Origin of the sequence: Lentimicrobium saccharophilum (assembly GCF_001192835.1) — a bacterium.
Classification (GTDB): Bacteria; Bacteroidota; Bacteroidia; order Bacteroidales; family Lentimicrobiaceae; genus Lentimicrobium; species Lentimicrobium saccharophilum.
In genome coordinates this window covers 2818670-2841013 of sequence record NZ_DF968182.1, presented here as the reverse complement: position 1 = coordinate 2841013, position 22344 = coordinate 2818670, and the positions used below count along the sequence as shown (strand labels likewise).

At 47.3% G+C, this 22344-nt stretch carries 22 protein-coding genes and 2 tRNA genes; 5 read left to right on the top strand and 19 right to left on the bottom strand.

Translation table 11 applies throughout. From position 1 onward, the window contains the following. Nucleotides 1–28: 28 nt before the first annotated feature. From TBC1_RS10965 to TBC1_RS10930, 7 genes are all read right to left on the bottom strand, one after another. A complete protein-coding gene (locus TBC1_RS10965; RefSeq protein ID WP_137305673.1) occupies nucleotides 29–895 on the bottom strand; it encodes an AIM24 family protein in 867 nt (288 codons plus the stop codon). A 34-nt stretch (nucleotides 896–929) separates the two neighbouring features. After that, complete coding sequence (locus TBC1_RS10960; protein ID WP_137305597.1) at nucleotides 930–1646, bottom strand: hypothetical protein; 717 nt, start codon at nucleotides 1644–1646, stop codon at nucleotides 930–932. Between the two features lie 7 nt (nucleotides 1647–1653). Then, nucleotides 1654–3300 (bottom strand): zinc ribbon domain-containing protein, encoded by a 1647-nt coding sequence (locus tag TBC1_RS10955; RefSeq protein ID WP_062042130.1) that lies wholly within the window; start codon nucleotides 3298–3300, stop codon nucleotides 1654–1656. Nucleotides 3301–3334: 34 nt separating this feature from the next. Continuing rightward, a complete protein-coding gene (locus TBC1_RS10950; RefSeq protein WP_082189612.1) occupies nucleotides 3335–4123 on the bottom strand; it encodes a Yip1 family protein in 789 nt (262 codons plus the stop codon). A 491-nt stretch (nucleotides 4124–4614) separates the two neighbouring features. Continuing rightward, the gene (locus TBC1_RS10940) at nucleotides 4615–5412 is read right to left on the bottom strand and encodes a UDP-2,3-diacylglucosamine diphosphatase (protein ID WP_236695657.1); all 798 of its coding nucleotides are present in this window, start codon (nucleotides 5410–5412) and stop codon (nucleotides 4615–4617) included. A gap of 64 nt (nucleotides 5413–5476) precedes the next feature. Then, nucleotides 5477–6547, bottom strand: a complete 1071-nt coding sequence (mnmA, locus tag TBC1_RS10935; protein WP_062042121.1) for a tRNA 2-thiouridine(34) synthase MnmA — start codon at nucleotides 6545–6547, stop codon at nucleotides 5477–5479. 371 nt (nucleotides 6548–6918) lie between these two features. Beyond that, nucleotides 6919–7881, bottom strand: a complete 963-nt coding sequence (locus TBC1_RS10930) for an NAD-dependent epimerase/dehydratase family protein (protein ID WP_062042118.1) — start codon at nucleotides 7879–7881, stop codon at nucleotides 6919–6921. A gap of 250 nt (nucleotides 7882–8131) precedes the next feature. Between TBC1_RS10930 and kbl the strand changes: the two genes are divergently transcribed. Then, the gene (kbl, locus tag TBC1_RS10925) at nucleotides 8132–9325 is read left to right on the top strand and encodes a glycine C-acetyltransferase (protein WP_062042115.1); all 1194 of its coding nucleotides are present in this window, start codon (nucleotides 8132–8134) and stop codon (nucleotides 9323–9325) included. On the opposite strand, the gene TBC1_RS17820 is transcribed toward kbl, so the two are convergent. After that, on the bottom strand, nucleotides 9232–9612 hold the full coding sequence (locus TBC1_RS17820; protein WP_137305595.1) for a DEAD/DEAH box helicase: 381 nt from the start codon (nucleotides 9610–9612) through the stop codon (nucleotides 9232–9234). The genes kbl and TBC1_RS17820 overlap by 94 nt on opposite strands. A 297-nt stretch (nucleotides 9613–9909) precedes the next feature. Then, the gene (locus TBC1_RS10920; protein WP_062042112.1) at nucleotides 9910–11142 is read right to left on the bottom strand and encodes a nucleoside recognition domain-containing protein; all 1233 of its coding nucleotides are present in this window, start codon (nucleotides 11140–11142) and stop codon (nucleotides 9910–9912) included. Nucleotides 11143–11323: 181 nt separating this feature from the next. Here TBC1_RS10920 and TBC1_RS10915 point away from each other — a divergent pair, with 181 nt between their 5' ends. Then, a complete protein-coding gene (locus tag TBC1_RS10915) occupies nucleotides 11324–12724 on the top strand; it encodes an MBL fold metallo-hydrolase RNA specificity domain-containing protein (RefSeq protein ID WP_062042109.1) in 1401 nt (466 codons plus the stop codon). 80 nt (nucleotides 12725–12804) lie between these two features. On the opposite strand, the gene TBC1_RS10910 is transcribed toward TBC1_RS10915, so the two are convergent. The 7 genes from TBC1_RS10910 to TBC1_RS10880 all read right to left on the bottom strand — a co-directional run bounded on the left by TBC1_RS10910 (nucleotide 12805) and on the right by TBC1_RS10880 (nucleotide 17295). Next, nucleotides 12805–13278 (bottom strand): ExbD/TolR family protein, encoded by a 474-nt coding sequence (locus TBC1_RS10910; protein WP_062042106.1) that lies wholly within the window; start codon nucleotides 13276–13278, stop codon nucleotides 12805–12807. Between the two features lies 1 nt (nucleotide 13279). Further along, nucleotides 13280–13852 (bottom strand): ExbD/TolR family protein, encoded by a 573-nt coding sequence (locus tag TBC1_RS10905; RefSeq protein WP_062042103.1) that lies wholly within the window; start codon nucleotides 13850–13852, stop codon nucleotides 13280–13282. 26 nt (nucleotides 13853–13878) lie between these two features. Beyond that, a complete protein-coding gene (locus tag TBC1_RS10900) occupies nucleotides 13879–14211 on the bottom strand; it encodes a hypothetical protein (protein WP_062042100.1) in 333 nt (110 codons plus the stop codon). Between the two features lie 5 nt (nucleotides 14212–14216). Then, entirely contained in the window at nucleotides 14217–15038 is an 822-nt protein-coding gene (locus TBC1_RS10895) for a MotA/TolQ/ExbB proton channel family protein (RefSeq protein WP_062042097.1), read from the bottom strand. 83 nt (nucleotides 15039–15121) lie between these two features. Then, nucleotides 15122–15212: transfer RNA gene (locus TBC1_RS10890), tRNA-Ser, on the bottom strand. Nucleotides 15213–15418: 206 nt separating this feature from the next. Then, entirely contained in the window at nucleotides 15419–16444 is a 1026-nt protein-coding gene (locus TBC1_RS10885) for an asparaginase (RefSeq protein ID WP_062043008.1), read from the bottom strand. A gap of 80 nt (nucleotides 16445–16524) precedes the next feature. After that, a complete protein-coding gene (locus tag TBC1_RS10880) occupies nucleotides 16525–17295 on the bottom strand; it encodes a TatD family hydrolase (RefSeq protein WP_062042094.1) in 771 nt (256 codons plus the stop codon). 153 nt (nucleotides 17296–17448) lie between these two features. On the opposite strand from TBC1_RS10880, the gene TBC1_RS10875 reads away from it, so the two are divergent. Then, nucleotides 17449–18471 carry a glycosyltransferase family 9 protein gene (locus TBC1_RS10875; protein WP_062042091.1) on the top strand — a complete coding sequence of 341 codons (1023 nt, stop codon included), beginning with the start codon at nucleotides 17449–17451 and terminating at the stop codon, nucleotides 18469–18471. Here the strand turns inward: TBC1_RS10875 and TBC1_RS10870 are convergent, their stop codons facing one another. From TBC1_RS10870 to TBC1_RS10860, 3 genes are all read right to left on the bottom strand, one after another. Further along, nucleotides 18472–19083 carry an LOG family protein gene (locus tag TBC1_RS10870; protein WP_062042087.1) on the bottom strand — a complete coding sequence of 204 codons (612 nt, stop codon included), beginning with the start codon at nucleotides 19081–19083 and terminating at the stop codon, nucleotides 18472–18474. A 2-nt stretch (nucleotides 19084–19085) separates the two neighbouring features. Then, nucleotides 19086–19799: a lipoyl(octanoyl) transferase LipB gene (gene lipB / locus TBC1_RS10865; protein WP_062042084.1), complete on the bottom strand. Its 714-nt coding sequence runs from the start codon at nucleotides 19797–19799 to the stop codon at nucleotides 19086–19088. Between the two features lie 122 nt (nucleotides 19800–19921). Next, entirely contained in the window at nucleotides 19922–21190 is a 1269-nt protein-coding gene (locus tag TBC1_RS10860) for a M64 family metallopeptidase (protein WP_062043005.1), read from the bottom strand. A 159-nt stretch (nucleotides 21191–21349) separates the two neighbouring features. Here TBC1_RS10860 and TBC1_RS10855 point away from each other — a divergent pair. Both TBC1_RS10855 and TBC1_RS10850 read left to right on the top strand, forming a co-directional pair. Beyond that, nucleotides 21350–21421, top strand: a tRNA-Arg gene (locus tag TBC1_RS10855). Between the two features lie 358 nt (nucleotides 21422–21779). Beyond that, nucleotides 21780–22307, top strand: coding sequence for a hypothetical protein (locus TBC1_RS10850; protein ID WP_137305593.1), 528 nt, complete (start codon nucleotides 21780–21782; stop codon nucleotides 22305–22307). Nucleotides 22308–22344 lie beyond the last annotated feature (37 nt).

Here is a 22344-nt window from a genome sequence, read left to right as displayed (position 1 = left end):
TGAAATATTACCGGGCCGGATCTGCGTTTTATGAATTCTTTATCGCAATCACCCTGCGGTAAATCGATCCCAGGTAGTTCATCATGGTAACATGACGGTTTGCGGCAGGGGCAATCAGCACCTTGCCGGTGCCGGTAAAGGTATTCACGATGCCCTCGCCCGATGTCCAGGATGAAAAGAGGCCCTTGGTCGCTTTATTCACGGTAAAATCAATACCTGCCGTGCGTGCAATGGCGAAGGAACCGTCAACCACCAGCCGGTCATTTACCAGGTTAATTTCTTCAAGCGGGCCGTTGGAGACCACAATCACTTTGCCCGTCCCTGAAACCTGCGTCTGGAAAAATCCCTCACCCGAAAACAGCCCGCTGATGGCCTTGTTGGTCCAGAGGCCGACTTCTATGCCCATTTCCGAAGCATAATAAGCGCCTTTGTCCAGGATCCAGGTTTCATTCTTAAGATCCATAATGGTAAACTCTCCGAAACTTGGTTCCAGATAAACTGTTCCGGTTCCGCTGATGGTGGGCTTAAAAGCTGTTTCTTTTGTCACCATTGATTTGAGCAACCCACCGGCCGAGGGCATTTTTGATTCTATCTGAAGGTTGCCCTGCATGTAGTACATGGCGCCCGATTCGCAGCGGAACATCGTGTTCTGCATCTCAACCTTCACCATTTTCAGCATCTGTTTCTCTTCAACGCTGAATTTTATCGCGCCTGTTACTGCCGTGGCGGGTGGCGGAGGTGGTGGGGCCTGATACACGGGCGGGGGCGGAGCTGAAGGGGGTTGCATGGTTTGCCTGACGGGTGGTGCTGCTCCGGCATCCTGCCGTGCTCCGCATTCATGACAAAAAACGGCGCCGTCTTTCAGACGGGTTCCGCAATTTCCACAAAAAGCCATAATTCTGTGATTTTATGATTAATGATCAATCTGTTTAATAACCGAAATGTTCCCGGATGCGGCTGGCTTCTTCCTCCCGGTCTTCAGGGACAGGCACCCTTATTTCATAATGCTCAATTCCGGTCCGCGCAGGATAACTCATATTGAAGCGCATGAGAAGCAGTTTATCCGTTTTGTCCAGCGAAATACCGTCGAGTTTTGAACCGAGCATATTCCAGTTGTTATAAGCCCCGCCTACATAAACCGAGTATTCGGAAATAATGACCAATGCAGGGCTCTTAAGTTTATTTCTTTTTCTGAACCAGGGAAAAGTAAAGGCCGGAATTATCAATATAGCAATGATTCCCAGACATATATAGAGCATAAGGATATCTCCGGCAAGAAGACTCAGAGCTATTCCGATTACGACTGATATCACGGAAATCAGTATAAAAGTTCCTTTGCTGATTGACTTATCTTCGGAAAAATCAAGTTCAATGTATCTATCCCAGAGCGGTTTATCGATCTCCCATCTGGCCAGATTCTGATCGTCGCTGATCATCCTGTCAAGTTGCCGGGCGCGTTTCAGATAAACTGCTATCACGATGATTCCGCAAATCACCAGAAAACCACAAATGGTGATGATGGCAAATCCGCCGTTCATCCCGTCGATGCCGGACAATGCCGGGGTAAAGCACCCGAAAAGGAACAATACCGTGAGGATGATCCACGTTTTTACTACATTCCATTGTTTGTTCTGCGGTTTTTCCATCACCGGGTCAGTCTGCTTCGTAACCTTCAATAATCACCATTCCCTTACGGCCTGATTTTGTGTTGAAAGACCAGGATTTATCATCCGAAACTACCACCTTGTAAGTGCCTGCTTCCATTCGTGCATTGGGTTCGCAGATCCATTTTTCGTTGGGTGTCCCGTCGCTGCCGGGCGCATTCCGTGCCTGCCATGGACCGCCGGTCTCTTTTTTACGGCCTTCGAGGGTGATGGTGCCTGCGGGCGCCCCGTTTCCTTCATTATAGTGAAAAGTGATAATCCTTGTCACAACCATGGCCTTGTCAAACTTAACCTTATTGGCAAAAGGAGGGTTGCCCTTTACCGGTTCGGTATTGAAGGTGTTGTAAAGCGTTCTCGGCGATTTGGACGTGGTGGTGTTTTTCATTACCACGGTCAGGGGTTCGTTTTTTTTCACCGGCTCTTCCTGAGCGGGTTGTTGCTTCGGAGCTTCCGCCGGCTTTTTGGGCGTCGTCTTTTTCGGTTTGGGGGCTTTTTTTTCAGGTTCTTTTACCACCGGCACCTCTTCAGCAATTTCAGTGCTTGCCGAATCTTCTGCCGGCAGGATTATTTCCGGCTCAGTTACAGGAAGCTCCGGCACTGTTTCTGCAGGGATTACTTCCGCTACTTCTGTTTTTGTCCCGCTGAAGAAATGCTGATAAGCGTACCACCCGCCTGCGCCCAACACCGCTAAGCCCAATAGCGCCAGTAAGGCAATCAGGATTCCTTTCCTGCTTTTTTGAGGTTTTCGGGCTTCTGATACCACAGGCTGTGGTGGTAAGGCAGCCGGAGGCGGAGCCTGGGCAGCGACCGGAGGGGTGTGAACCGTTTTTTCAACAACCGGAACCACCGGGGGAGGCAGTTGGGTTTCGTGTTTCACTTCTTCGCCCGTGGCGGCTGCAACCATATCGGTCATTCTGTATCCGCAATCCTGGCAGAAAAGGTCGCCTGATACCACAAATGCGCCGCAGTTGGGGCAATACTGTCCGTCGGCCTGCTGTTCAACGGGAGCAGGCGGTTCAGGAGGCGCTTCCGGTGCTGCCGGAGGTGTAATTATTGCCGGCTCTTTTGGGGTTGCTGAGGTGTCGAAGCCGCATCCGGGGCAAAAGCGCTCTTCATAAGCCAACGGACCTCCGCATTGCGGGCAAACAGGTTCTGGTGTAACAGATTCAGCAACAGGCTCTTCCACCGGCTGTTCATTTGAAACCGCGTCAGCAATTACCTCTGCAGATCCGGCATCCGCCGGCGTTTCTCCACCTGCCGCCGCCATTGCTGTATCGAATCCGCATTGCGGACAAAACCGTTCTTCATCGGTAAGCAGGGCGGCACATTCAGGGCATGTTTTTGCCGGCTTTTCAGGTTCCTGTGGCGTTTCTTCCGGGAAATCAGTTGCCGTTATTCCGGCTGCTGCCGCAGCCTGTTTATCGAAGCCACACTCAGCGCAAAACCGGTCTTCAGCCGGCAAAGGAGCGGCGCATTTCGGACAAAGTTGCTGATGCTGCGGCCGGGGCTTATCAGATTGATCTGCGGATGCTGCTCCGGCTATTTCAGTTTCAAGACTCTGTTTGTCAAATCCGCATTCGTTGCAGAAGCGTGCGCCCGGTTCAAAACCGGTTCCGCACTGAGGGCAGTATTTCATGGTGTGGCAGTTTAATGAACTTTTTTAAGCTGGGTTACATACCCATCATTTTGGCGCCAAAGAACAGGCCGACAATAGCTCCGATAATCAGCGCGACAACAAATGTCAGCACAATCATGGCGATGATGGTTACAACAACATATCCCACAACTTTTTCTTTCGGGGTCTCCTTAAGAACCGGCATTCCAACCGCCAGCAGGTAAATGGCATATAGTCCGATAAGCAGTACCAATATGCTCATACTTGTACCCAGGATTAAAAGGATACCGGCCAGCCATTGAGGCGTTGTGGAATATACAGCCAGTTGCAATGATCTTCCGAAATCTTTTTTTGAGTCAAAGGACGGTGCAAGCAGATCAATGATCCAGGCAAGAATGTACACGCCGATCAGGGCCGAGAGCAACTGAACAAGTCCGTACTGAATGCCGCCGGCAATGCTGCGCGAGGTATATCCCCAGTAAGTTACCCCGATTACCCCGAATTTGATAAAGGAAGCAATTGCCGGGATGGCAGCCAGGATCAGGGCGTAACCAACCAGCAACTTTGTGGTGTCAGGCTTTTCCGAAGCAATTACCCTCCATTCTTCTTTGGGCTTGATAATGATGTTGATCACCCTTTGAATAAGGTTTGTATGTTTCGTTGTTCCGTAAACAGGTTCTTCATAAGCCGGCTGAGGCGCCTGATAAACCGGAGGGGGAGGCGGGGTTACGGGCTGGTTGACCGGGGATTGAGGCTGGCTCTCAGCCTGGATCGGTTTGCCGCATGAGGGACAGAATTTCACGCCCTCGCGAAGTTCACTACCACAACTTGTACAGAATTTCATAATGTTATTTTTGTTAGGTTAATGGATTTGCGTGATATAAGTAATGCCTGGCAGCCCGGAATAGTAGTGAATCAGTTGAGTATCGCTTTCAGCAAAACAAAAATACCGAATCAATCGCCCTGTGGCAAGAGCAGATTGTTATTTAAACTTGATCTAAAGAAGCGGCCTGTATTTATGAATGAAATTCCAATAACAGAGAGGTTCAGCATTGTTGTTTAAATCCAATTTTTTTGAAATAACTTTGCTGTTGGTTGGAAGTCTTAGGAGAGAAATTTCGGGATATATCCTGTAATTAATCCATTGATATAAGGATTAATTACCAGTCACAGCATTTTTTTATTTTGTAATGCTGTATAGCCAGCTAATTATGTTTGTATTTGAATGGATTTGAAGGCCCGTTGTTGTTGAAAACCCCCGGGCGAATAATCATGTTCTTTTGAGAGATTCTCGGCCATGTAGAAATATTCGATTTAAAAAGTATATAATGGGTTTCAATTTTCAGGGAATACTACATTGCTTAAATCAGGCGTACTTTCAATATAATAATATACTTCCCACTTGCCTTGATAATCCTCTGTCAGGGCAGTCATACTCTCAACCCAGTCCCCGGAGTTCATATAATGGATATGGTCAATCATTTTGTTGGCAGGCTGGTGGATGTGCCCGCAGATGATTCCATGGCACATATTATAGCGGGCTATCCTGCACATTTCATTTTCGAAATTGCTGATAAATGAAACTGCGCTTTTAACTTTGTGTTTCACAGCCTGAGAAAAGGAATAGTAAGGTTTGCCTTTGTGGATCCGGTATCTGTTGATCCGGCGGTTCAACCAGAGGAGGAAAGTATAGCCTGTGTCTCCAAGCTTTGCCACAAAACGCAGCCGGCTTGTAAACAGGTCAAAAATGTCACCATGACAAACGTAATAACGCATGTTGCCGGATTCGAGGATATAATCCTTCACAATTGAGAATTTTCCGGAGGTGAAAGGGATGAATTGATCCAGGAAATCATCATGATTCCCCCGGATATATATAATCCTTGTTTTTTTTTGATCCAGAATGTTGATAATCAGCCTGAAAAATCGGCTGTGCTTTTTCTGCCATTTTCCTGAACGTTTCAGCCGCCAGCCATCAATAATGTCTCCGTTAAGGATGAGCGTATCGCAGCTGTTTTTTTTCAGAAATCTTACCAGTTGCCTTGCCCCGGAGTTCTTTGTTCCCAGGTGCACATCAGATACAACAATGGTTTTGTAATGTTTTTCCTGCAATATTTTTTTACTTGATTGCAAGAATAATACATTGATATTAATCTTGAATTATCGCAGGGTTAAAAAAATGTAAAATCAGCTGTGTTTATTGCCAGTCAATTTCCCCGCTGCCGTAACAGAGTTCGCCCGCAGCATCGTAAACCACGCCAAACTGTCCGGCGGCCACCCCCGAAACGGGTACTTCCGATTCTATAACGGCCCCGCTTCCGGTAAATACCAGTCTACCCTTGTTAAATTCGGGCGTGTGGCGGATCTTGAAGGTAATATCCGCGGGCCGGCTCAAATCATGCCAGGGGTTGCCCGAGATAAAATGGAATCCCTTAAGCTGAATGCTGTTGCGGTACTGGGTCAGGGGGTCGTAACCGTTCGAGACGTAAACCACGTTTTCTTCCGTATCCTTTTTCACCACAAACCAGGGGCCTTGGCTTAGCCCCAGCCCCTTGCGCTGTCCGATGGTATGAAACCAGTACCCTTTGTGTTTGCCCAGGATTTTCCCGGTCTCCAGCTCCACGATATTTCCTTCCTTTTCACCCACATACTTCCGGATAAAATCGTTGTAGTTCACCTTTCCCAGGAAACAAATGCCCTGACTGTCCTTGCGGCCGGCGCTGGGCAGCCGGGCTTCAGCGGCAATCCTGCGAACCTCGGATTTAGGCAGCCCGCCAATCGGAAACATCAGTTTCTGCAGCTGCGCATAGGTAATCTGGGCCAGGAAATCGGTCTGGTCCTTGAACTTATCTTTTGCAGTTGCCAGGTACTTGATGCCATCCCTGAACTGGGTTGAAGCGTAATGCCCCGTGGCAATCGCATCGAAGTCTTTGCCGTATTTATCGTTGAAACTGCCGAATTTGATCATGCGGTTGCACATCACATCCGGGTTGGGCGTCAGTCCTTTCTTTACGGAATCAATCGTATAGGCTACCACGCTGTTCCAGTACTCTTCCTGCAGGGTCACCACTTCCATGCGCAGCCCGTATTTTTTCGAAAGCCAGGTGGTGATTTCAATATCCTCTTCCGAAGGGCAGTCCAGAAAGCCTTCCTTGTCCTTCATCCCGATAAGGATATAAAAGATCACAGGCTCATAACCCTGCTCTTTCAGCAGGTGGAGCATTACGGAGCTGTCGACTCCGCCGGATACGAGGGCGGCGATTTGCATGAAGTGATTTCGGATTTCGGATTGCCTGATTTCTCAGCGTTTGCAAAATTACATTAAAAAAATGACAGCCTCCGCTGTTTGCAGATGCTATCTGCGGATCTGAAAACCCGGAGTCGATAAAAAAAGACCTGATCAACTAAAATAGAAAACTTGTCAGTTCACCTCGATGGATATTGGTCACGATAGCTGACGGGAAGAAATAGAAAATCCGAAAAATCAAAGTAAAAAAGGTGACCTAACAAGTTAAAAGAAAACTTGTTAGGTCACCTCAATAGAAATTAGGTCTGAAAGCAATTGGGATCGGAAGTCAGAAGTAAAAGATCAGAAGTTGAAATTATCAATCCGAAATCAAAAATCCGAAATCAGAAATTTTAGATAAGTCCTTTGGCATGTTTCTCGCCGATCACCTTCAGCATATCTTCGGTCATGGCGCGGAGGTTCCATTTCGGGTTCCAGCCCCACTCATGGCGGGCGGCACTGTCGTCCATGCTGTTGGGCCACGAATTGGCGATGGCCTGTTTCATGGGATCAACATTGTAGGTCATTTCGAAACCGGGAATATGCTTTTTAATTTCTGCGGCAATAATCTCCGGATCGAAGCTCATGGCGGTCACGTTGAAGGAGTTCCTGTGCTTCAGTTTTGAAGGATCGGCTTCCATCAGGTCGATGGCGGCTTCGATGGCATCGGGCATGTACATCATATCGAGGAAGGTGCCGGCGCCCAGCGGACAGGTGAACTTTTTATGTTTGATGGCCTCATAATAAATTTCAACGGCGTAATCGGTGGTGCCGCCGCCTGGCAGGGTAACGTTTGAAATAATGCCCGGGTAACGGACCGAACGGGTGTCCACGCCAAAACGTTTGAAATAGTAATCGCTCAGCAGCTCACCGGCAACCTTTGAAACGCCGTACATGGTCTGCGGACGCATGATGGTATCCTGTGGGGTGTTGTCAAGGGGAGTGCCACCGCCGAAAGCGCCGATGGAGCTGGGGGTTGAAACGGCGCAGCCATATTCGCGGGCTACCTCAAGGCAGTTCATCAGTCCGCCGATGCCGATATTCCAGGCAACCTGGGGTTTGCTTTCACCCACTGCCGAGAGAATGGCTGCCAGGTTATAGATGGTGTCTATTTTATACTTTTTAACAACATCAGCAATCTGTTGGGCATTGGTGGCGTCAACCACCTCAGCGGGGCCCGATTCCAGCAGTTCGCCGGTGGGTAAGGTTGAGCGGTATCCGGCAACTACATTGCCGTTGCCATATCTTTTGCGAAGTTCAAGGGTGAGTTCTGATCCGATCTGGCCCACCGAGCCAATAACTAAAATGTTTTTCATGGGTTTAAGTAGGTTTATTTGTTTGTTAACCGGTTAACAATAAGTGCGGCAAATGTACAATAATTTGCAGAATCACAAAACTTTGATCAGTTTTCATATCGTTGCATTTCAGGGTATTCACATTGTTTTTAAACAGGCTGAAAATCACTGCTAAATATTTGCAAAATCCCTTTTCCTGAAAATCAAAAGTGATATCTTTGCGCCACTGTTATTCCAAAAACAATCAACTGTAACTTTAAAAAAATACACTATGTACGATCGTCTTCAGGCCCATCTGCAGAAAGAACTGGCCGACATCCGGGAAGCCGGACTCTACAAGAATGAACGGGTTATCACCACTCCCCAGGGAGCTGAAATCAAGGTGAACAGCGGCGCCGAAGTGCTGAACTTCTGTGCAAACAACTACCTCGGATTATCCAACAATCCCAAGCTGATCGCCGCCGCCAAGGAAGCCCTCGATTCCCACGGTTACGGACTATCGTCGGTTCGTTTTATCTGCGGCACCCAGGACCTTCACAAAAGGCTGGAAGCCAAGATTGCCGAATTTTTCGGCACGGAAGATACCATTCTGTATGCAGCCTGCTTCGATGCCAACGGTGGTGTGTTTGAACCCCTTCTCGGTGAAGAGGATGCCATTATTTCTGATTCCCTGAACCACGCATCCATCATCGACGGCGTTCGGCTCTGCAAGGCACAGCGCTACCGTTATGCCAACGCCGATATGGCCGATCTGGAAGAGCAGCTGAAACTTGCTCAGGCCCAGCGCTTCAGGCTGATCGTTACCGACGGCGTATTCTCTATGGACGGAAACGTCGCCCCTATGGACAAAATTCACGAACTGGCACAGAAATACGATGCCATGGTGATGGTTGACGAATGTCACTCTGCCGGCGTGGTTGGCGAAACCGGTCGCGGGGTAACCGAGCTTTTCAACATCCGCGGAAAGATTGAAATCATCACCGGTACGCTGGGCAAGGCCTTTGGCGGCGCCATCGGCGGATTTACCACCGGTAAAAAGGAAATCATCGAAATGCTGCGTCAGCGTTCACGTCCTTACCTCTTTTCAAATTCCATCCCGCCCACCGTTGCTTCCGCCGGTATCAAAATGTTTGATATGATGGCCGAAACCAATGAACTGCAGGATCGTTTGCACGAGAATACCGCTTATTTCGTGAAGAGGATGGTGGATGCGGGATTTGACATCAAACCAACCCGCAGCGCCATTTGCGCCGTGATGCTTTACGATGCCAAACTGAGCCAGGATATGGCCGCTAAATTATTGGACGAAGGAATTTACGTGATCGGATTCTACTACCCGGTTGTGCCCAAAGGACAGGCCCGTATCCGCGTTCAGATCTCAGCCGCCCACAAGCGCGAGCATCTGGATAAATGTATTGCAGCCTTTACCAAAGTTGGTAAGGAACTTGGAGTACTGAAGGGATAAAATCCTCCCGCGTACGATTTTAAGGACGCCCGGTATTTATTGCCGGGCGTTTTGTTGTTGGGGCTTCCGTCAAGCTGATCTTTCATCAGCGCGATCAGGGGATAGACTAAGATATATACCCCCTCTTTCATCAGTGCCGTAATCTGATAGCAAACTGATTTCCCGCCTCCGGTTGGCATAATTATCAGAGTGTCTTTGCGGGCTGATGCCGATATAATCACTTCCTCCTGGTTGAGGCGGAAATGATCGTAACCGAAGTATTTCTTAAGTAATGCCTGAGGGTTCATGGATTTCGGATTTTGGATTTCGGATTTTGGATTTACCTTCGGTGAACTCCGCTTCGCTCCGGTTTGGAATGTGGATTAATTCCTCCTATTTGTGTGGTTTACCGATATTCTCAGTGATCATACCGGAGAGAATATGAGATGTAAAAGCTGAATACTGTTTTTAGGTCCGGTAGCGGTTTACTGACTGTTATTCAGAAAAACAGGCCGGATATTCTGAATATAATCAGAAAAATGGGCCTGAAATTCTGAAAAAGTATACTTGTAAGGATATAATCACTTCAGATCTTGGGCTGCAGATCAGTGAAAAAACAAGTACGCTACAAAAATGGCGGCTATTACTCCTGCCAGGTCGGCCAGCAGTCCGGCGGTGATGGCGTAGCGGGTCTTTTTAATGCCAACGGATCCGAAATAGACGGCAACAATATAAAAGGTGGTATCGGCGGCGCCCTGAAAGACACAGGATAACCTTCCTGCAAATGAATCCGCGCCATATTGTTTCATGGTATCCACCATCATGCCTCTTGCACCTGAGCCACTGAGCGGTTTCATAAAGGCGGTGGGCAGGGCATCCACAAAGTCAGTGTTCATGCCCAGGGCGGCAAAACCACTTCCTATCCCCTGTACCAGAAAGTCCATGGCACCGCAGGTCCTGAAAACGCCTACGGCTACCAGTATGGCAACCAGGTAGGGAATGATCCGGATGCTGATGCTGAAACCTTCTTTTGCCCCTTCGATAAACGACTCATAAACGTTGATCCGTTTGACCAGCCCCAGGGTAATGAATGAGAAAATGATCCCGAAAAGGATAAGATTTCCGGCTACGGAGGAAATCACCGTTACCTGTTCCTGAGAGATGGTGCTGAAGTACCAGATAATGGACGCGATCAGCAGCGTAAATCCTCCCAGGTAAGCGAGGATCACCCTGTTGAACAGGTTTATTTTCTGAAATGCCGATACCGCGACAATTCCGGTAAGTGTGGAGCAGAAGGTCGCCAGCAGGATGGGAATAAACACATCGGAGGGGTCGGCGGCCCCCAGCTGTGCCCGGTAAACCATAATGCTCACGGGGATAAGTGTTAGTCCCGATGCATTCAGCACCAGGAACATGATCATGGCATTGCTTGCCGTATCCTTGTCCTTGTTCAGCTCCTGCAACTGGGTCATGGCTTTTAATCCCAGCGGTGTTGCGGCATTGTCGAGCCCCAGCAGATTGGCGGCGATATTCATCATAATGGATCCGCTGGCCGGGTGGCCTTTGGGGATTTCGGGGAACAGCCGGCTGAAGAGCGGCCCGACGGCTTTTGACATCAGGTTGACAATACCGCCCGATTCACCCACCTTCATCAGTCCCATCCACAGGGTCATCACCCCGGTAAGCCCCAGCGAAATCTCAAATCCGGTTTTGGCCATCTCAAAAGTGCTGTTCATCATTTCCGGGAAAATAGACACATCTCCCATGAAAATCAGCCGGAACAGCCCTACTATAAAAGCGATGATAAAAAAAGCTACCCAGATGTAATTCAGAACCATAGTTAGTCTGGTAAGAAGTTCGGACATCAAATGTATTAATTTAATGTCGAATTCAGGCTGTCATTTTTTTCGGTCCTATTGTAATTGTTCTCTCCGGGATTGGGTTTGAAGTGTCATATTTTGGCTACATTTGAAATTCATAATAGCCAACACTGATTTATTCATCTCATAGCACTCAATTATGAAACTTCAATTTTTAGGCGCTGCCAGGGAGGTAACCGGAAGCCGGCACCTTATTACCACAGAAGCAGGAAAAAAAATCCTGCTCGACTGCGGGGTATATCAGGGAAAGGGGCTTGAAACCGATGCCATGAACCGCGATCTGGGTGTGGATCCGGCGGAAGTCGACCACATCATTCTGTCGCACGCCCACATCGACCATTCGGGATTGATCCCGTATATGTACCGTCACGGTTTCAGGGGGTCGGTAGTGTGTACCAATGCCACCCGCGATTTATGCTCAATCATGCTTCCCGACAGCGGGCACATTCAGGAGAACGATAACTACTATTTCAACAAGAAGAGGGCCCGTCAGGGACTGAAGCCTGTTGAACCGCTGTATACCCTCGACGATGCCCGCAAATGTATGGAGTTGTTTATCGGGGTTCCTTACAACCGTAAGTTCAACATCGACAACGATATCAGGGTGAAATTCACCAATACCGGCCATATGCTGGGCAGCGGGGTTATCAGCATTGAAATACGTGACAAGGGCGATTTTGTCCGGATAGCCTACACCGGCGACATCGGCAGGCCTGAAAACCGCATCCTGCGTCCACCCGATGCTTTTCCGCAGTGTGATTACCTTATTACTGAAGCTACCTATGGCGACCGCCTGCATCCGGCGAGGCAGGATGCTGAAGCTGAACTTCTGCGCGTGGTTACCGAAACCTGTGCTGACAAAAAGGGGAAGCTGATTATCCCTTCATTTGCCATTGGCCGTACCCAGGAGTTAGTTTATACCCTGAATAACTATTTCAATGAGGGAAAGCTGCCAAGAGTGAAAATCTATGTAGATAGTCCGCTGGCGGTCAATGCTACCGATATCTTCCGTCTGCACACAGACACCCTCAACCGCGACGTACAGGAAGTAATGGAAAATGATCCGGATCCTTTCGGCTTCAGTTCGCTGCAATACATTAAGAGTGCGGATGACTCCAAAAAGCTGAATACACTGAATGAACCCTGCGTGATCATTTCTGCATCGGGTATGATGGAAGCCGGACGGATCAAGCACCACCTTGCCAATAACCTGAGCAATCCGAAGAACACCGTGCTGGCTGTCGGTTACTGCAGCCCGTCAACCCTTGGGGCGCGGATTCTGAGGGGAGATCCTGAAGTATCTATTTTCGGGGTGATTCACCAGGTCAGGGCAAAGATTGAGCGGATCGAAGCATTCAGCGGCCATGGTGATTACCAGGAGATGATCAGTTATCTGGGATGTCAGTCGAAGGAAAAGATTAAAAAGACATTTCTGGTTCATGGAGATGCGGATGCAACAACTGCCTACCGGTCACACCTTCACGATGCAGGGTTCGACAAAGTGGAAATCCCTGTGTTAAAGCAGGTTTATAATTTATAGGTTTCCGGCTGCAAGGTTTTCTGCAAAAAAAAAGGCGGCTCTGCAAAGAACCGCCCTTTTTGAATCATTAACTATGAAAATTAATCTTGTGATTTAGCCGCTTTTTTACGGGTAGAGTAGTTGATTTTAAAGGCGCCGACTTTACGAAGTTCCTGTTTAACATCAGTAACAACGCCCATTTTCACCTCTCTGTCAACTTTAAGTGAAGTTGTCAGCAGCGGACGGTCGGCTTCAACACGGGCTTCCCTTTCAGTATATATGAATTCAGCGATGTCGGCCACGGTGCGGAAACTGTCGTTCAGCTGAATACGCGATTCCGTTCCGTAGAGATTCGATTGATAAGGAGGACCAATGTAAATAAAACTTACCAGTGCTTTTTTCTCCAGTTTCTGAACTTCGGTGGCCTCAGGCATTGTGTTGCGTACCTTCAGGGTAACTTCACGCATGGTTGTGGTTACCATGAAGAAGAATAGCAGCATAAAAATGATGTCTGGCATCGAAGCAGTGCTGATTGCAGGTAAATCACCTGACTTTTCTTTCTTAAACCGTGCCATATTACTTTGTCCCTCCTATATCTTCAGGTTCAGCTTCAGAAATTGACATCGGGATGGCTTTCTGAATGGCGTCAGTATATTCCTGACTTAATTCAGAAAATTTAACCCCGAATTTTTGTCTTGAGAGTTCGTCCCTGAGTTCATTCACTGCCGCGGTCAACTCGTTTTGTACCTGAATGTACATATCATACGAGGTGCCCCTGTCATTTTTAAGCGAGATGATGCCTTTCGAAACCGGGTATTCACCCAGGAAGGGAATGGTCTCAAGTTTTTTCTCAGGAAGGTCTTCACGGTTACCGGGATTTGCCAGGAACTCTTTTGCTTCTGCGCGCAGGGTGCTGATGTCGCCCCATCTGCTTTCTACAAACAGACGGTCGCTTTTATTGACCAGCACATTAAAAACATTGCGCTCTTTAACATCCGGAGTTTCGGCCGTGGGATCCGGGGGAGGAGGTAATCTCCTGACGATACCTGAGTCCACATCCATGGTTGTGGTAACCAGGAAGAAGATCAGCAGGAGGAAGGAGATATCCGCCATTGACCCGGCATTAATTTCGGGAACTTTTCTTGCCATAGTTCATCCTTTCTTAAAGGAGATAATTACTTAAACCACTTTGCCACTTCGGCATAGAGGATACTTATGACCACACCGCCAAAAACGATATAGGTAGCCAGTAAGCCGCCTCCGATTACTTTGGATGTAGTTGCCGAGATCTCATGCTTATCGTAAAATGCGCCGGTTTCGGCCGGTGATAAAGCAAAAGCCAGCAACAACAAGCCAACCAGCACCAGAAACCCGATCAATCCGCCCTTGGCTTTCTTGAAGTTACCGAAAGTCTGGATCAGGGGGAACACTATCGCTGATATTGCAGCAACAGCAATCAGGATATAAGCGAGGTAGAGGCCTATGTTGATTAAAGGACTGTCTTGCATGGGTTTTACTTTTTAGCGTTTTTGTGTTTTACCAGGATATCCATGAACGAGATGGTAGCATCTTCCATGGAGTTTACAATACCGTCGATCTTGGAGATCAGGTAGTTGTAGAAGATCTGGAGGATAATGGCCACGATAAGACCAAATACGGTTGTCAAGAGGGCCACTTTCATACCACCGGCAACAACGGTCGGAGAAATATCGCCGGCAGCTTCGATGGCGTCAAAAGCCTGAACCATACCAACAACTGTTCCAAGGAATCCGAGCATGGGGGCAAGGGCGATAAACAAACCAATCCACGAAAGGTTGTTTTCAAGACGTCCCATCAATACACCGCCATAGGAAACAATTGATTTTTCAACCATTTCAAGACCTTCGTCGTGACGGTCGAGACCCTGGAAGAATATGCTGGCAACGGGGCCGCGGGTATTTTTGCAGATTTCTTTGGCAGCACCTACACCTTCCATTTCAAGCGCTGTTTCAACTTTGTTCAGCAGTTTCTGTGTGTTGGTAGTTGAAAGGTTAAGATAAATGATGCGCTCAATGGCCAGACCAAGACCAAGGATAAGCACGAGCAGCACAGGGAACATCCATCCGGGTGAACCTTCAATAAATTTTTGTTTCAGCACCTGATGGAATGATTTAGGCGCTTCTTCTTCAGCTACCAGGGTTTCCTGGGTTTCCTGCGGAGCTGCAGCTTCTTCCTGTACTGTAGTGTCAGCAGTCTGTTCAGTCTGCGCAGCAGCCTCATCCTGTGCCATAACAAAGCTGGTTACTCCAAAAGTGAGCATTCCTGCTACCGTCAAAAACGCAATTAATTTTTTCATAGTTAATGGTTATTGATTTTTGTTTTAAAAGGAACTTGTTTTTGTTTCAGTTTATTGTGTGAATTATCAGTTTTTCAAATTATTGGCGGAGAGAATGGGATTCGAACCCATGATACGCTTTTGGCGTATACACACTTTCCAGGCGTGCGCCTTCGACCACTCGGCCATCTCTCCGTAACAGGCTCAACTTAACGCCTCTTATTCGAATTTCAGGGCGCTAAAATACAAAAAAATGTGAACAATAAGTTTTCAACCATATTTTTTAATCCTTCACTTTTAATCATTTATCCGTTAATCAACACTTTAGCAATTTAGACAGATTCTAAATGATGTTTCAGGTGAACTTTTTCAGTGTTTGTAATTAATTGATAAGGGTCTCTCTAATCGATGGTTAATTCTCCCCTGAGCGGCGTTTGCAGCATTTGTGAAAGTTGCCCCCCCGAAAAGCCCTCTCCGAGCAGATACATGGTTTTGGCAACTGCCGATTCGGTGGTAATATCATATCCACCCACTACACCAATGCTTCCAAGTTGTACACTGGTTTCATATTTGCCCATCTCAACCGAGCCCCCTTTACACTGCGTTACGTTAAAAATGGTTATCCCGCCTGCAATACCATCGCTGAGTGCTTTTAAAAACCAGGCATCCGTGGGCGCGTTTCCGGCTCCGTATGTCTCCAGAATAAGTGCCTTCAGGCCCGGGATATTGAGGATACTTCTGACCACGTTTTCGGTTATTCCCGGAAATAGTTTCAAAATCGCCACATTGGGGTCAAGATTGAGATGTACTTTCAGTTTCCTGAAGTTTGGTTTGAGAATATGCTGATGGTTATACCGGATGTGCACTCCCACCTGGGCAAGCAGGGGATAGTTTCCGCTCAGGAAGGCATTGAAATTTTCAGCGTTGAATTTATTGGTCCGATTCCCGCGCATCAGCCTGTTTTCAAAACAGATGGATACTTCCGGGACGATGGGTGTATCTTCGGCCCGGGCTGCCGCGATTTCAATGGCATTGATAAAATTCTCCCTGCCGTCGGTCCGCAAAACTCCCATGGGCAGCTGTGAGCCGGTAAATACCACGGGCTTATTAAGATTCTCAAGCATAAAACTCAGCACGGATGCCGTATAAGCCATGGTATCGGTGCCATGAAGCACCACGAAACCGTCGTATTTCTCGTAATTCTCCTCTATAACCTTTGCCAGTTTGATCCAGAAGGAGGGATTCATGTTTGATGAATCAATAAGCGGATCAAAACAGTAGGAGTCGATGCGACAGTTAAAATTCTGAAGTATGGGGATGTGCTTGTACAGGGCATCAAAATTAAACGGTGTGAGGGCTCCCGTGGCAGGGTCCTGTATCATGCCGATGGTGCCGCCGGTGTATATTACAAGGATGTTGGATTCCATATATTTATCTGTAAACATTAAAACTACGATCAGTCAAAATTAACGCGAACTGCCGGTATGTTACCACATGAAACCGGTTCTTAATCGAAACGGAAAAGCTTCCTGGCGTTTTCTGTTGTATTACGGGCCACCTCTTCTGGACTGATACCCTTTATCTCTGCCACTTTTTCAGCTATAATTGGAATGTAGGACGGATCATTCCGCTTGCCGCGATAAGGCATGGGCGCCAGGAAGGGGGCGTCGGTCTCAAGCACAAGATGTTTCATATCAACATGTTTCAGTGTTTCCTGCATCCTGTTGTTCTTAAATGTGATCACCCCGCCGAGCCCCAGGCTGAAACCCAGCCCGGTGGCCTGTTTTGCCTGCTCGGGACTTCCGGAGAAGCAATGGAAAATACCGCGGAGTTCAGGTTGGTTAACATCCTTGAGTATCCGGATCACCTCATTGAACGATTCCCGGATATGCACAATCAACGGCAGGTTGAATGAAAGCGCCAGTTCAATGTGATGCCTGAATACAAACTCCTGTTCTTTTGCGAAGGTCTTGTCCCAGTAAAGGTCTATACCACACTCACCTATTCCGTAGAATTTCCGGCCCTGTAACTGCTTTTCAACAATAGCCAGTTCTTCCCTGAAATTTTCCTTCACAGATGTGGGATGCAGGCCCATCATGGGAAAGCAGTTGCCGGGGAACTCATCAGCCAGCGCAAGCATAGTGGATATGGAGGTGCTGTCGATATTGGGCAGCATCATGTATTTGACGCCTGCGCCGGACGCCTTTTCGATAACTTCGCGGCGGTCCTGGTCAAACTCCTCCAGGTAAAGATGGGTGTGGGTGTCTGTAAAAATCATGCTGCAAAGATAAATGTTTATAGCAGTAAAGAAGTCAGTCTCCCCGGAGGCAAGTTGCTTGTGATGTGAACAGGATGCAACACCCGGTGAAACTGGTACGGGCTAATCTGTGCATTTGTATTACTTTTGCTTTTCTGAACATTGCATTGCCCGATGGCCCGAAAAATCCTGATCGTCCGGTTCAGTTCTATTGGTGATATCGTGCTTACCTCTCCGGTGGTAAGGGCGGTAAAACGGCAATTGCCAGGTGCGGAAGTCCACTTCCTGACCAAGGAAGCCTATGCCCCGGTGCTGCAAGCCAATCCGCGCATCGATAAAGTTATCACCATCCGGAAGACAGTAGGGGAAGCGCTCCCGGAGCTCCGGAGCCATCGTTACGATTTCATCATCGACCTGCACAACAACCTGCGTTCCTGGCAGGTGATTCTCGCGCTGGGCAGGCCTTTCAGCCGGTTTAACAAACTCAATCTGCGCAAATGGCTACTGGTAAGGCTTAAACTCCGGGTGATGCCGGATGTACATATAGTTGACCGCTACCTCAAAGCCGCGGCAAGGCTGAAGGTGTCCGGGGACGGAGAAGGTTTGGAGTTTTATATACCTGAAGGAGACGAAGTTGATACTGGTCGGCTGCCGGAGCAATTTCGTACCGGTTATGTGGCCCTGGTGACCGGGGGCCGGCACAAAACCAAAATATTACCGGCAGAAAAGATGATTGAGGTCTGCCGGTTGCTCCGCCTGCCTGTGGTGTTGCTCGGCGGCCCCGAAGACAGGGAAAGGGCAGGGATTGTCGCGGAAGCACTGGGCTCCGGAGTTCTGAATGCCTGCGGAGTGTTCAGCCTGATGCAGTCGGCCTCGCTCGTTAAGCAGGCGGTGGCCGTGGTTTCGAACGATACCGGGCTGATGCACATTGCCGCGGCATTTCATAAGCCGGTGGTCTCGGTATGGGGAAATACCGTTCCCGAACTTGGGATGTATCCCTATCTTAAAGCCGGAGAACCCCATCTTGTAGCGGAGGTGAGAAACCTGAGCTGCAGGCCCTGCAGCAAGATCGGTTTTGAAAAATGTCCGAAAGGGCACTTCAGGTGCATGATGGACCAGAACAGCAGGGAGATCGCTGATTTTGTCAACCGGCTTTCTGATGCAACCGGTCAGGATAACAATAAAATTTTAGGCTGATTACAGCCGTTTTGCCGTCTCCGATTTCAGGTCATCGATCCATTTACTGTCCACTTTCTGGTTTACGTGATTGCGAATGCCGGCGATCAGCGTGGCAGGATCTTCATGCACAATAAGGTTGTTCCGGTGCTCAGGTCTGACAAACTTCTGGTGGGTAACGTGGTCGAGAAACTTAACGAGGTCGTTGTAAAAACCGGCAGTATTCAGCAGGGCGATGGGCTTGTCCATGATTTCAAGCTGGTTCCACGACATGGCTTCAAAAATCTCATCCAGTGTGCCGATTCCTCCCGGCATTGCAATGAAAGCATCTGATAGTGCTGCCATTTTCTCCTTTCGTTCGCTCATTGAGGCTACAACATGGAATTCCTTCAGATCACGGTAAGCCACTTCCCGGTCAATCAGCCCGTGAGGCATCACCCCGATCACGTGCCCCCCGTTGGCCATACAGGCATCGGCAATTACGCGCATCAGCCCGATGTTGCTGCCTCCGTAAACAAGCGTAAGTCCCTGAAGGCCCATCAAGCGGCCCAGTTCGCGTGCGGCCGAGCTGTATTCGGTTAAAGCTCCGGGAGAAGAACCGCAAAATACACAAATTGATTTTATGTCACTCATAATTAATCGGTTAAAAGTAATCCGTGTGGCAATTCCCTTAATTTCAGCCCGTAAACTTCCGCCAGTTCTGATGCCAGCAGTTTTTTTACCTCGTCGATATTCACATGGCTTCTGAGTTCGGCTGACAAAGAGGTAACTGCTTTGTCGGTAAAGCCGCAGGGATTTATGTAATTGAAGTAGTTAAGGTCGGTATTTACATTAAAGGCAAAGCCGTGCATGCTGACCCAATGGCTGGTCCTGACGCCGATGGCGCAAATCTTTCTTGTTTTTTCAGGGAACTCTGTATCCAGCCAGACCCCGGTAGCGCCGGCCAGTCTTTCGGCAGCCAGGCCGTAACGGGAGAGGGTCCGGATAATGGCTTCCTCCATTTTTCCGACATATTCCCGGGCGCCATTAACAATGGGTTCAAGATTCAGCACCGGATAGCCGACAATCTGACCCGGTCCGTGGTAGGTGATGTCGCCACCCCGGTTGGTATGATAAAAAGTGGCATCCTTAGCCTTTAACTGAATCATGTCAAGCAGCAGATTCGATTCCGAACCGCTTTTCCCGAGGGTGTATACATGCGGATGCTCGCAAAAAAGCAGGTAATTATCCGTGGGGAAAACCCCTGATCTTTTCTGACCGATGATGCGGGAGAAAAGCCTCTCCTGCAAATGCCAGGCAGCGCCATATTCTATCAGTCCCAGATCTGAAAAATCAACTTCCGTTTTCAATGTTTCAGGTTCCCTCTGTAAAAAGTCAGTAAATGTTGACCGGATGCATCCGCATGAAAATTATAGGTGTGCTTTTTTCAGGCATAATTTCAGGCAGCTCCCGTAGTTTTTTGCATTTCCTTTCAACGGATATAAATTTCCATCATTTCCCTGATGGCTTTCTGGCATACCGGACAGAAATTGTTATAGGACAATGATTTCATGGTACAGTCATGCGCCGGACGAAAGATGCCCTTCGTCATATATCCTCCTCCTTCGTAAGCGCCCACAGGATATTTGTTCTTATCTCCCGCCGGGGTCGGAACGGGGGTTCCTTCCGGTACCATATCCTTCCATTTCGTATCGAAATCAACCAGGGTGGTCAGATTCGGTTCCCAGGGTTCTATGCTGAGGTTATAGAAATCTTCATAAGCCACTTCGGAATTGTAATACTCATCTCCCAGTCCGGCAAAACTGTGGCCGAACTCATGCACAAAAACATAATTGGCAAAAGGATTGTCGCTGGTAAAAAGGGCGTAGTGGTTGTAAATACCCCCTCCTCCGTATACCTGGGAATTGGCGATGATGCAGATGTGGTCGTAGGGGACATTGGCGGCTACATCGCGCACGCTTTTCATATCATAGGTCGTGAGATAACGCTCAATGTCGAAGGTGTAAAAGTTACTGTTGAGGATGGTTTTCTTCCAGATGTCCTTGCCGGGGATATCTGCCCCGCTTTCGGCCGATACAGCTTCTACACCATAAATATTGATATTTCCCCGGTATTCGTCGAATGGCTTGCACTGAAGCAGAAAGTCAGCCAACCGCCGGCTGTCGGCTTTGAATTTATCCATTTCTTCAGCGGTGTAACCCTCGGGAATAAAGACAATGTCGAGGCAGGTTTCAGGTTTTCCGGCCTCATTTACCATAAAGAACGAAAACTCATGCCTCCGTTCTTTTTTGATGAAATAGCTCTTCGGGTCGATGTTGAGGGTAAACTGCTTTTCCCATTGACCATCGCGGTTTCTTTTGTAAAAATCCACGATTGCCGGCTTTTTTGGATAGGGCATAACGACATTTTCGGGATAGGCCCGGCGCGTTTCCCTGGCTTCCGCGGTAGTCTGCCATTCGGCAAACAGGCTGGAATAGCCTTTTGAATAAATAATTTCGCCGGAGGCTGTATCGGTAACCGTGAATTTATAGTTGCCGTAATCAAAAGGACAAACCAGGTTCGTTCTTGATCCCCCCCAGTACGGTTCTTCAATCAGTTCATCGAGCGCATAAACATCCGAACCGGCGGTACCGGCATGCATATAGTCGATACGCAGGGTTTTGTTGTAGAAATGTTTTTCAAACTGTGCGGTGGCTGTGACGGAAATAAGCAGCAACAGAAAGGCGAGGGACTTTTTCATAGTTAATAGAATGAAAATGAGGGGACAAAAATAGGGATTGTTGGGCAACGGAAGGCTGAAAAGCATGATTATATGCTTAATTTTCTGAAAAATATAAAGCGCCTTATAAGCGCTTGCATGATGTTTAAATATTGTTTATTTTTGCAGCCCGTTAACCATGGCCCTGTAGTTCAATGGATAGAACGGAAGTTTCCTAAACTTTAAATATAGGTTCGATTCCTATCGGGGCTACAAAAAAGGATGCAATCCATTGAAAGTCAGATACAATAACCTCTGATTTTTTAACATGTACGCAAATGGTGTACACTTTGCGTCAGATTTTTCATAATTTACAATTACAAAAGGTTGGAAGTTGTCCAGCCTTTTTTATTTGTGAAAAAGGTATTCACAGCGCTTCTGAATGGCTATTGTGTTTATGTAATTTACTATCGCTTATTGCATTTTTTCCTTTAATGCTATACATTTGGGCCTGAGTTGCGTATATAATTTTGCGATTTCAAGCGCTTATAAGCGTTTAAAAATAAGAAGAGTATCCGTGATTTTTGGATTTTATTCCTGAATGACAATATGTTAAGGCTAATCTTAAAAGTTGATTAAATTACCTGGATTAGTCACGGGTATGCACTCGTTAGGCGCAAGCATAGATGTTCATTTTAAAGAAATTTCTAAAATGGAAGAACCTCTTTTTGAATTTAAAAATTGTTTTAGGAATATTTTAACCATTGGATTATGGTTAGTAATTTTTTTAAGTTCATTTCAGATATTAGAATATTTTAAAGAAATCGATATGAGTTCCTTATGGTTTTATTTTTTTTTAGTGCTTATATCAACCCTTCTTGCGTTATTTCCCTTTTGGCCGATTAAACTATTTAAGACAATTGTTTACCATGATGTAATTGTTTTCAAAGAAATGCTACGTCATCCAATTTTAAAAAATGAGTTTGGAATTGCATTTGAAAACATTAATGATTATAAAATAAAGACAATGATATTTAACCTAAACTGGATAGTAATTAAAAGAAAAAACGGAAGAACTATTAGAAGATTGTTTAGTTTTTCTGCAAGAGAATTAAAAGAATTTTCAAATATCTTAAATGAAAAAGTTAAAAAGAATTAGATAAAAATGCCAGCGCCTAACAGCACCTATGCCCAAT

Excerpts from the sequence above, each read along its gene's own strand:
- TBC1_RS10965 (WP_137305673.1), bottom strand. The coding sequence starts at position 895 with ATGGCTTTTTGTGGAAATTGCGGAACCCGTCTGAAAGACGGCGCCGTT.
- TBC1_RS10960 (WP_137305597.1), bottom strand. The coding sequence starts at position 1,646 with ATGGAAAAACCGCAGAACAAACAATGGAATGTAGTAAAAACGTGGATC.
- TBC1_RS10955 (WP_062042130.1), bottom strand. The coding sequence starts at position 3,300 with ATGAAATACTGCCCTCAGTGCGGAACCGGTTTTGAACCGGGCGCACGC.
- TBC1_RS10950 (WP_082189612.1), bottom strand. The coding sequence starts at position 4,123 with ATGAAATTCTGTACAAGTTGTGGTAGTGAACTTCGCGAGGGCGTGAAA.
- mnmA (WP_062042121.1), bottom strand. The coding sequence starts at position 6,547 with ATGCAAATCGCCGCCCTCGTATCCGGCGGAGTCGACAGCTCCGTAATG.
- TBC1_RS10930 (WP_062042118.1), bottom strand. The coding sequence starts at position 7,881 with ATGAAAAACATTTTAGTTATTGGCTCGGTGGGCCAGATCGGATCAGAA.
- kbl (WP_062042115.1), top strand. The coding sequence starts at position 8,132 with ATGTACGATCGTCTTCAGGCCCATCTGCAGAAAGAACTGGCCGACATC.
- TBC1_RS17820 (WP_137305595.1), bottom strand. The coding sequence starts at position 9,612 with ATGAACCCTCAGGCATTACTTAAGAAATACTTCGGTTACGATCATTTC.
- TBC1_RS10920 (WP_062042112.1), bottom strand. The coding sequence starts at position 11,142 with ATGGTTCTGAATTACATCTGGGTAGCTTTTTTTATCATCGCTTTTATA.
- TBC1_RS10915 (WP_062042109.1), top strand. The coding sequence starts at position 11,324 with ATGAAACTTCAATTTTTAGGCGCTGCCAGGGAGGTAACCGGAAGCCGG.
- TBC1_RS10910 (WP_062042106.1), bottom strand. The coding sequence starts at position 13,278 with ATGGCACGGTTTAAGAAAGAAAAGTCAGGTGATTTACCTGCAATCAGC.
- TBC1_RS10905 (WP_062042103.1), bottom strand. The coding sequence starts at position 13,852 with ATGGCAAGAAAAGTTCCCGAAATTAATGCCGGGTCAATGGCGGATATC.
- TBC1_RS10900 (WP_062042100.1), bottom strand. The coding sequence starts at position 14,211 with ATGCAAGACAGTCCTTTAATCAACATAGGCCTCTACCTCGCTTATATC.
- TBC1_RS10895 (WP_062042097.1), bottom strand. The coding sequence starts at position 15,038 with ATGAAAAAATTAATTGCGTTTTTGACGGTAGCAGGAATGCTCACTTTT.
- TBC1_RS10885 (WP_062043008.1), bottom strand. The coding sequence starts at position 16,444 with ATGGAATCCAACATCCTTGTAATATACACCGGCGGCACCATCGGCATG.
- TBC1_RS10880 (WP_062042094.1), bottom strand. The coding sequence starts at position 17,295 with ATGATTTTTACAGACACCCACACCCATCTTTACCTGGAGGAGTTTGAC.
- TBC1_RS10875 (WP_062042091.1), top strand. The coding sequence starts at position 17,449 with ATGGCCCGAAAAATCCTGATCGTCCGGTTCAGTTCTATTGGTGATATC.
- TBC1_RS10870 (WP_062042087.1), bottom strand. The coding sequence starts at position 19,083 with ATGAGTGACATAAAATCAATTTGTGTATTTTGCGGTTCTTCTCCCGGA.
- TBC1_RS10860 (WP_062043005.1), bottom strand. The coding sequence starts at position 21,190 with ATGAAAAAGTCCCTCGCCTTTCTGTTGCTGCTTATTTCCGTCACAGCC.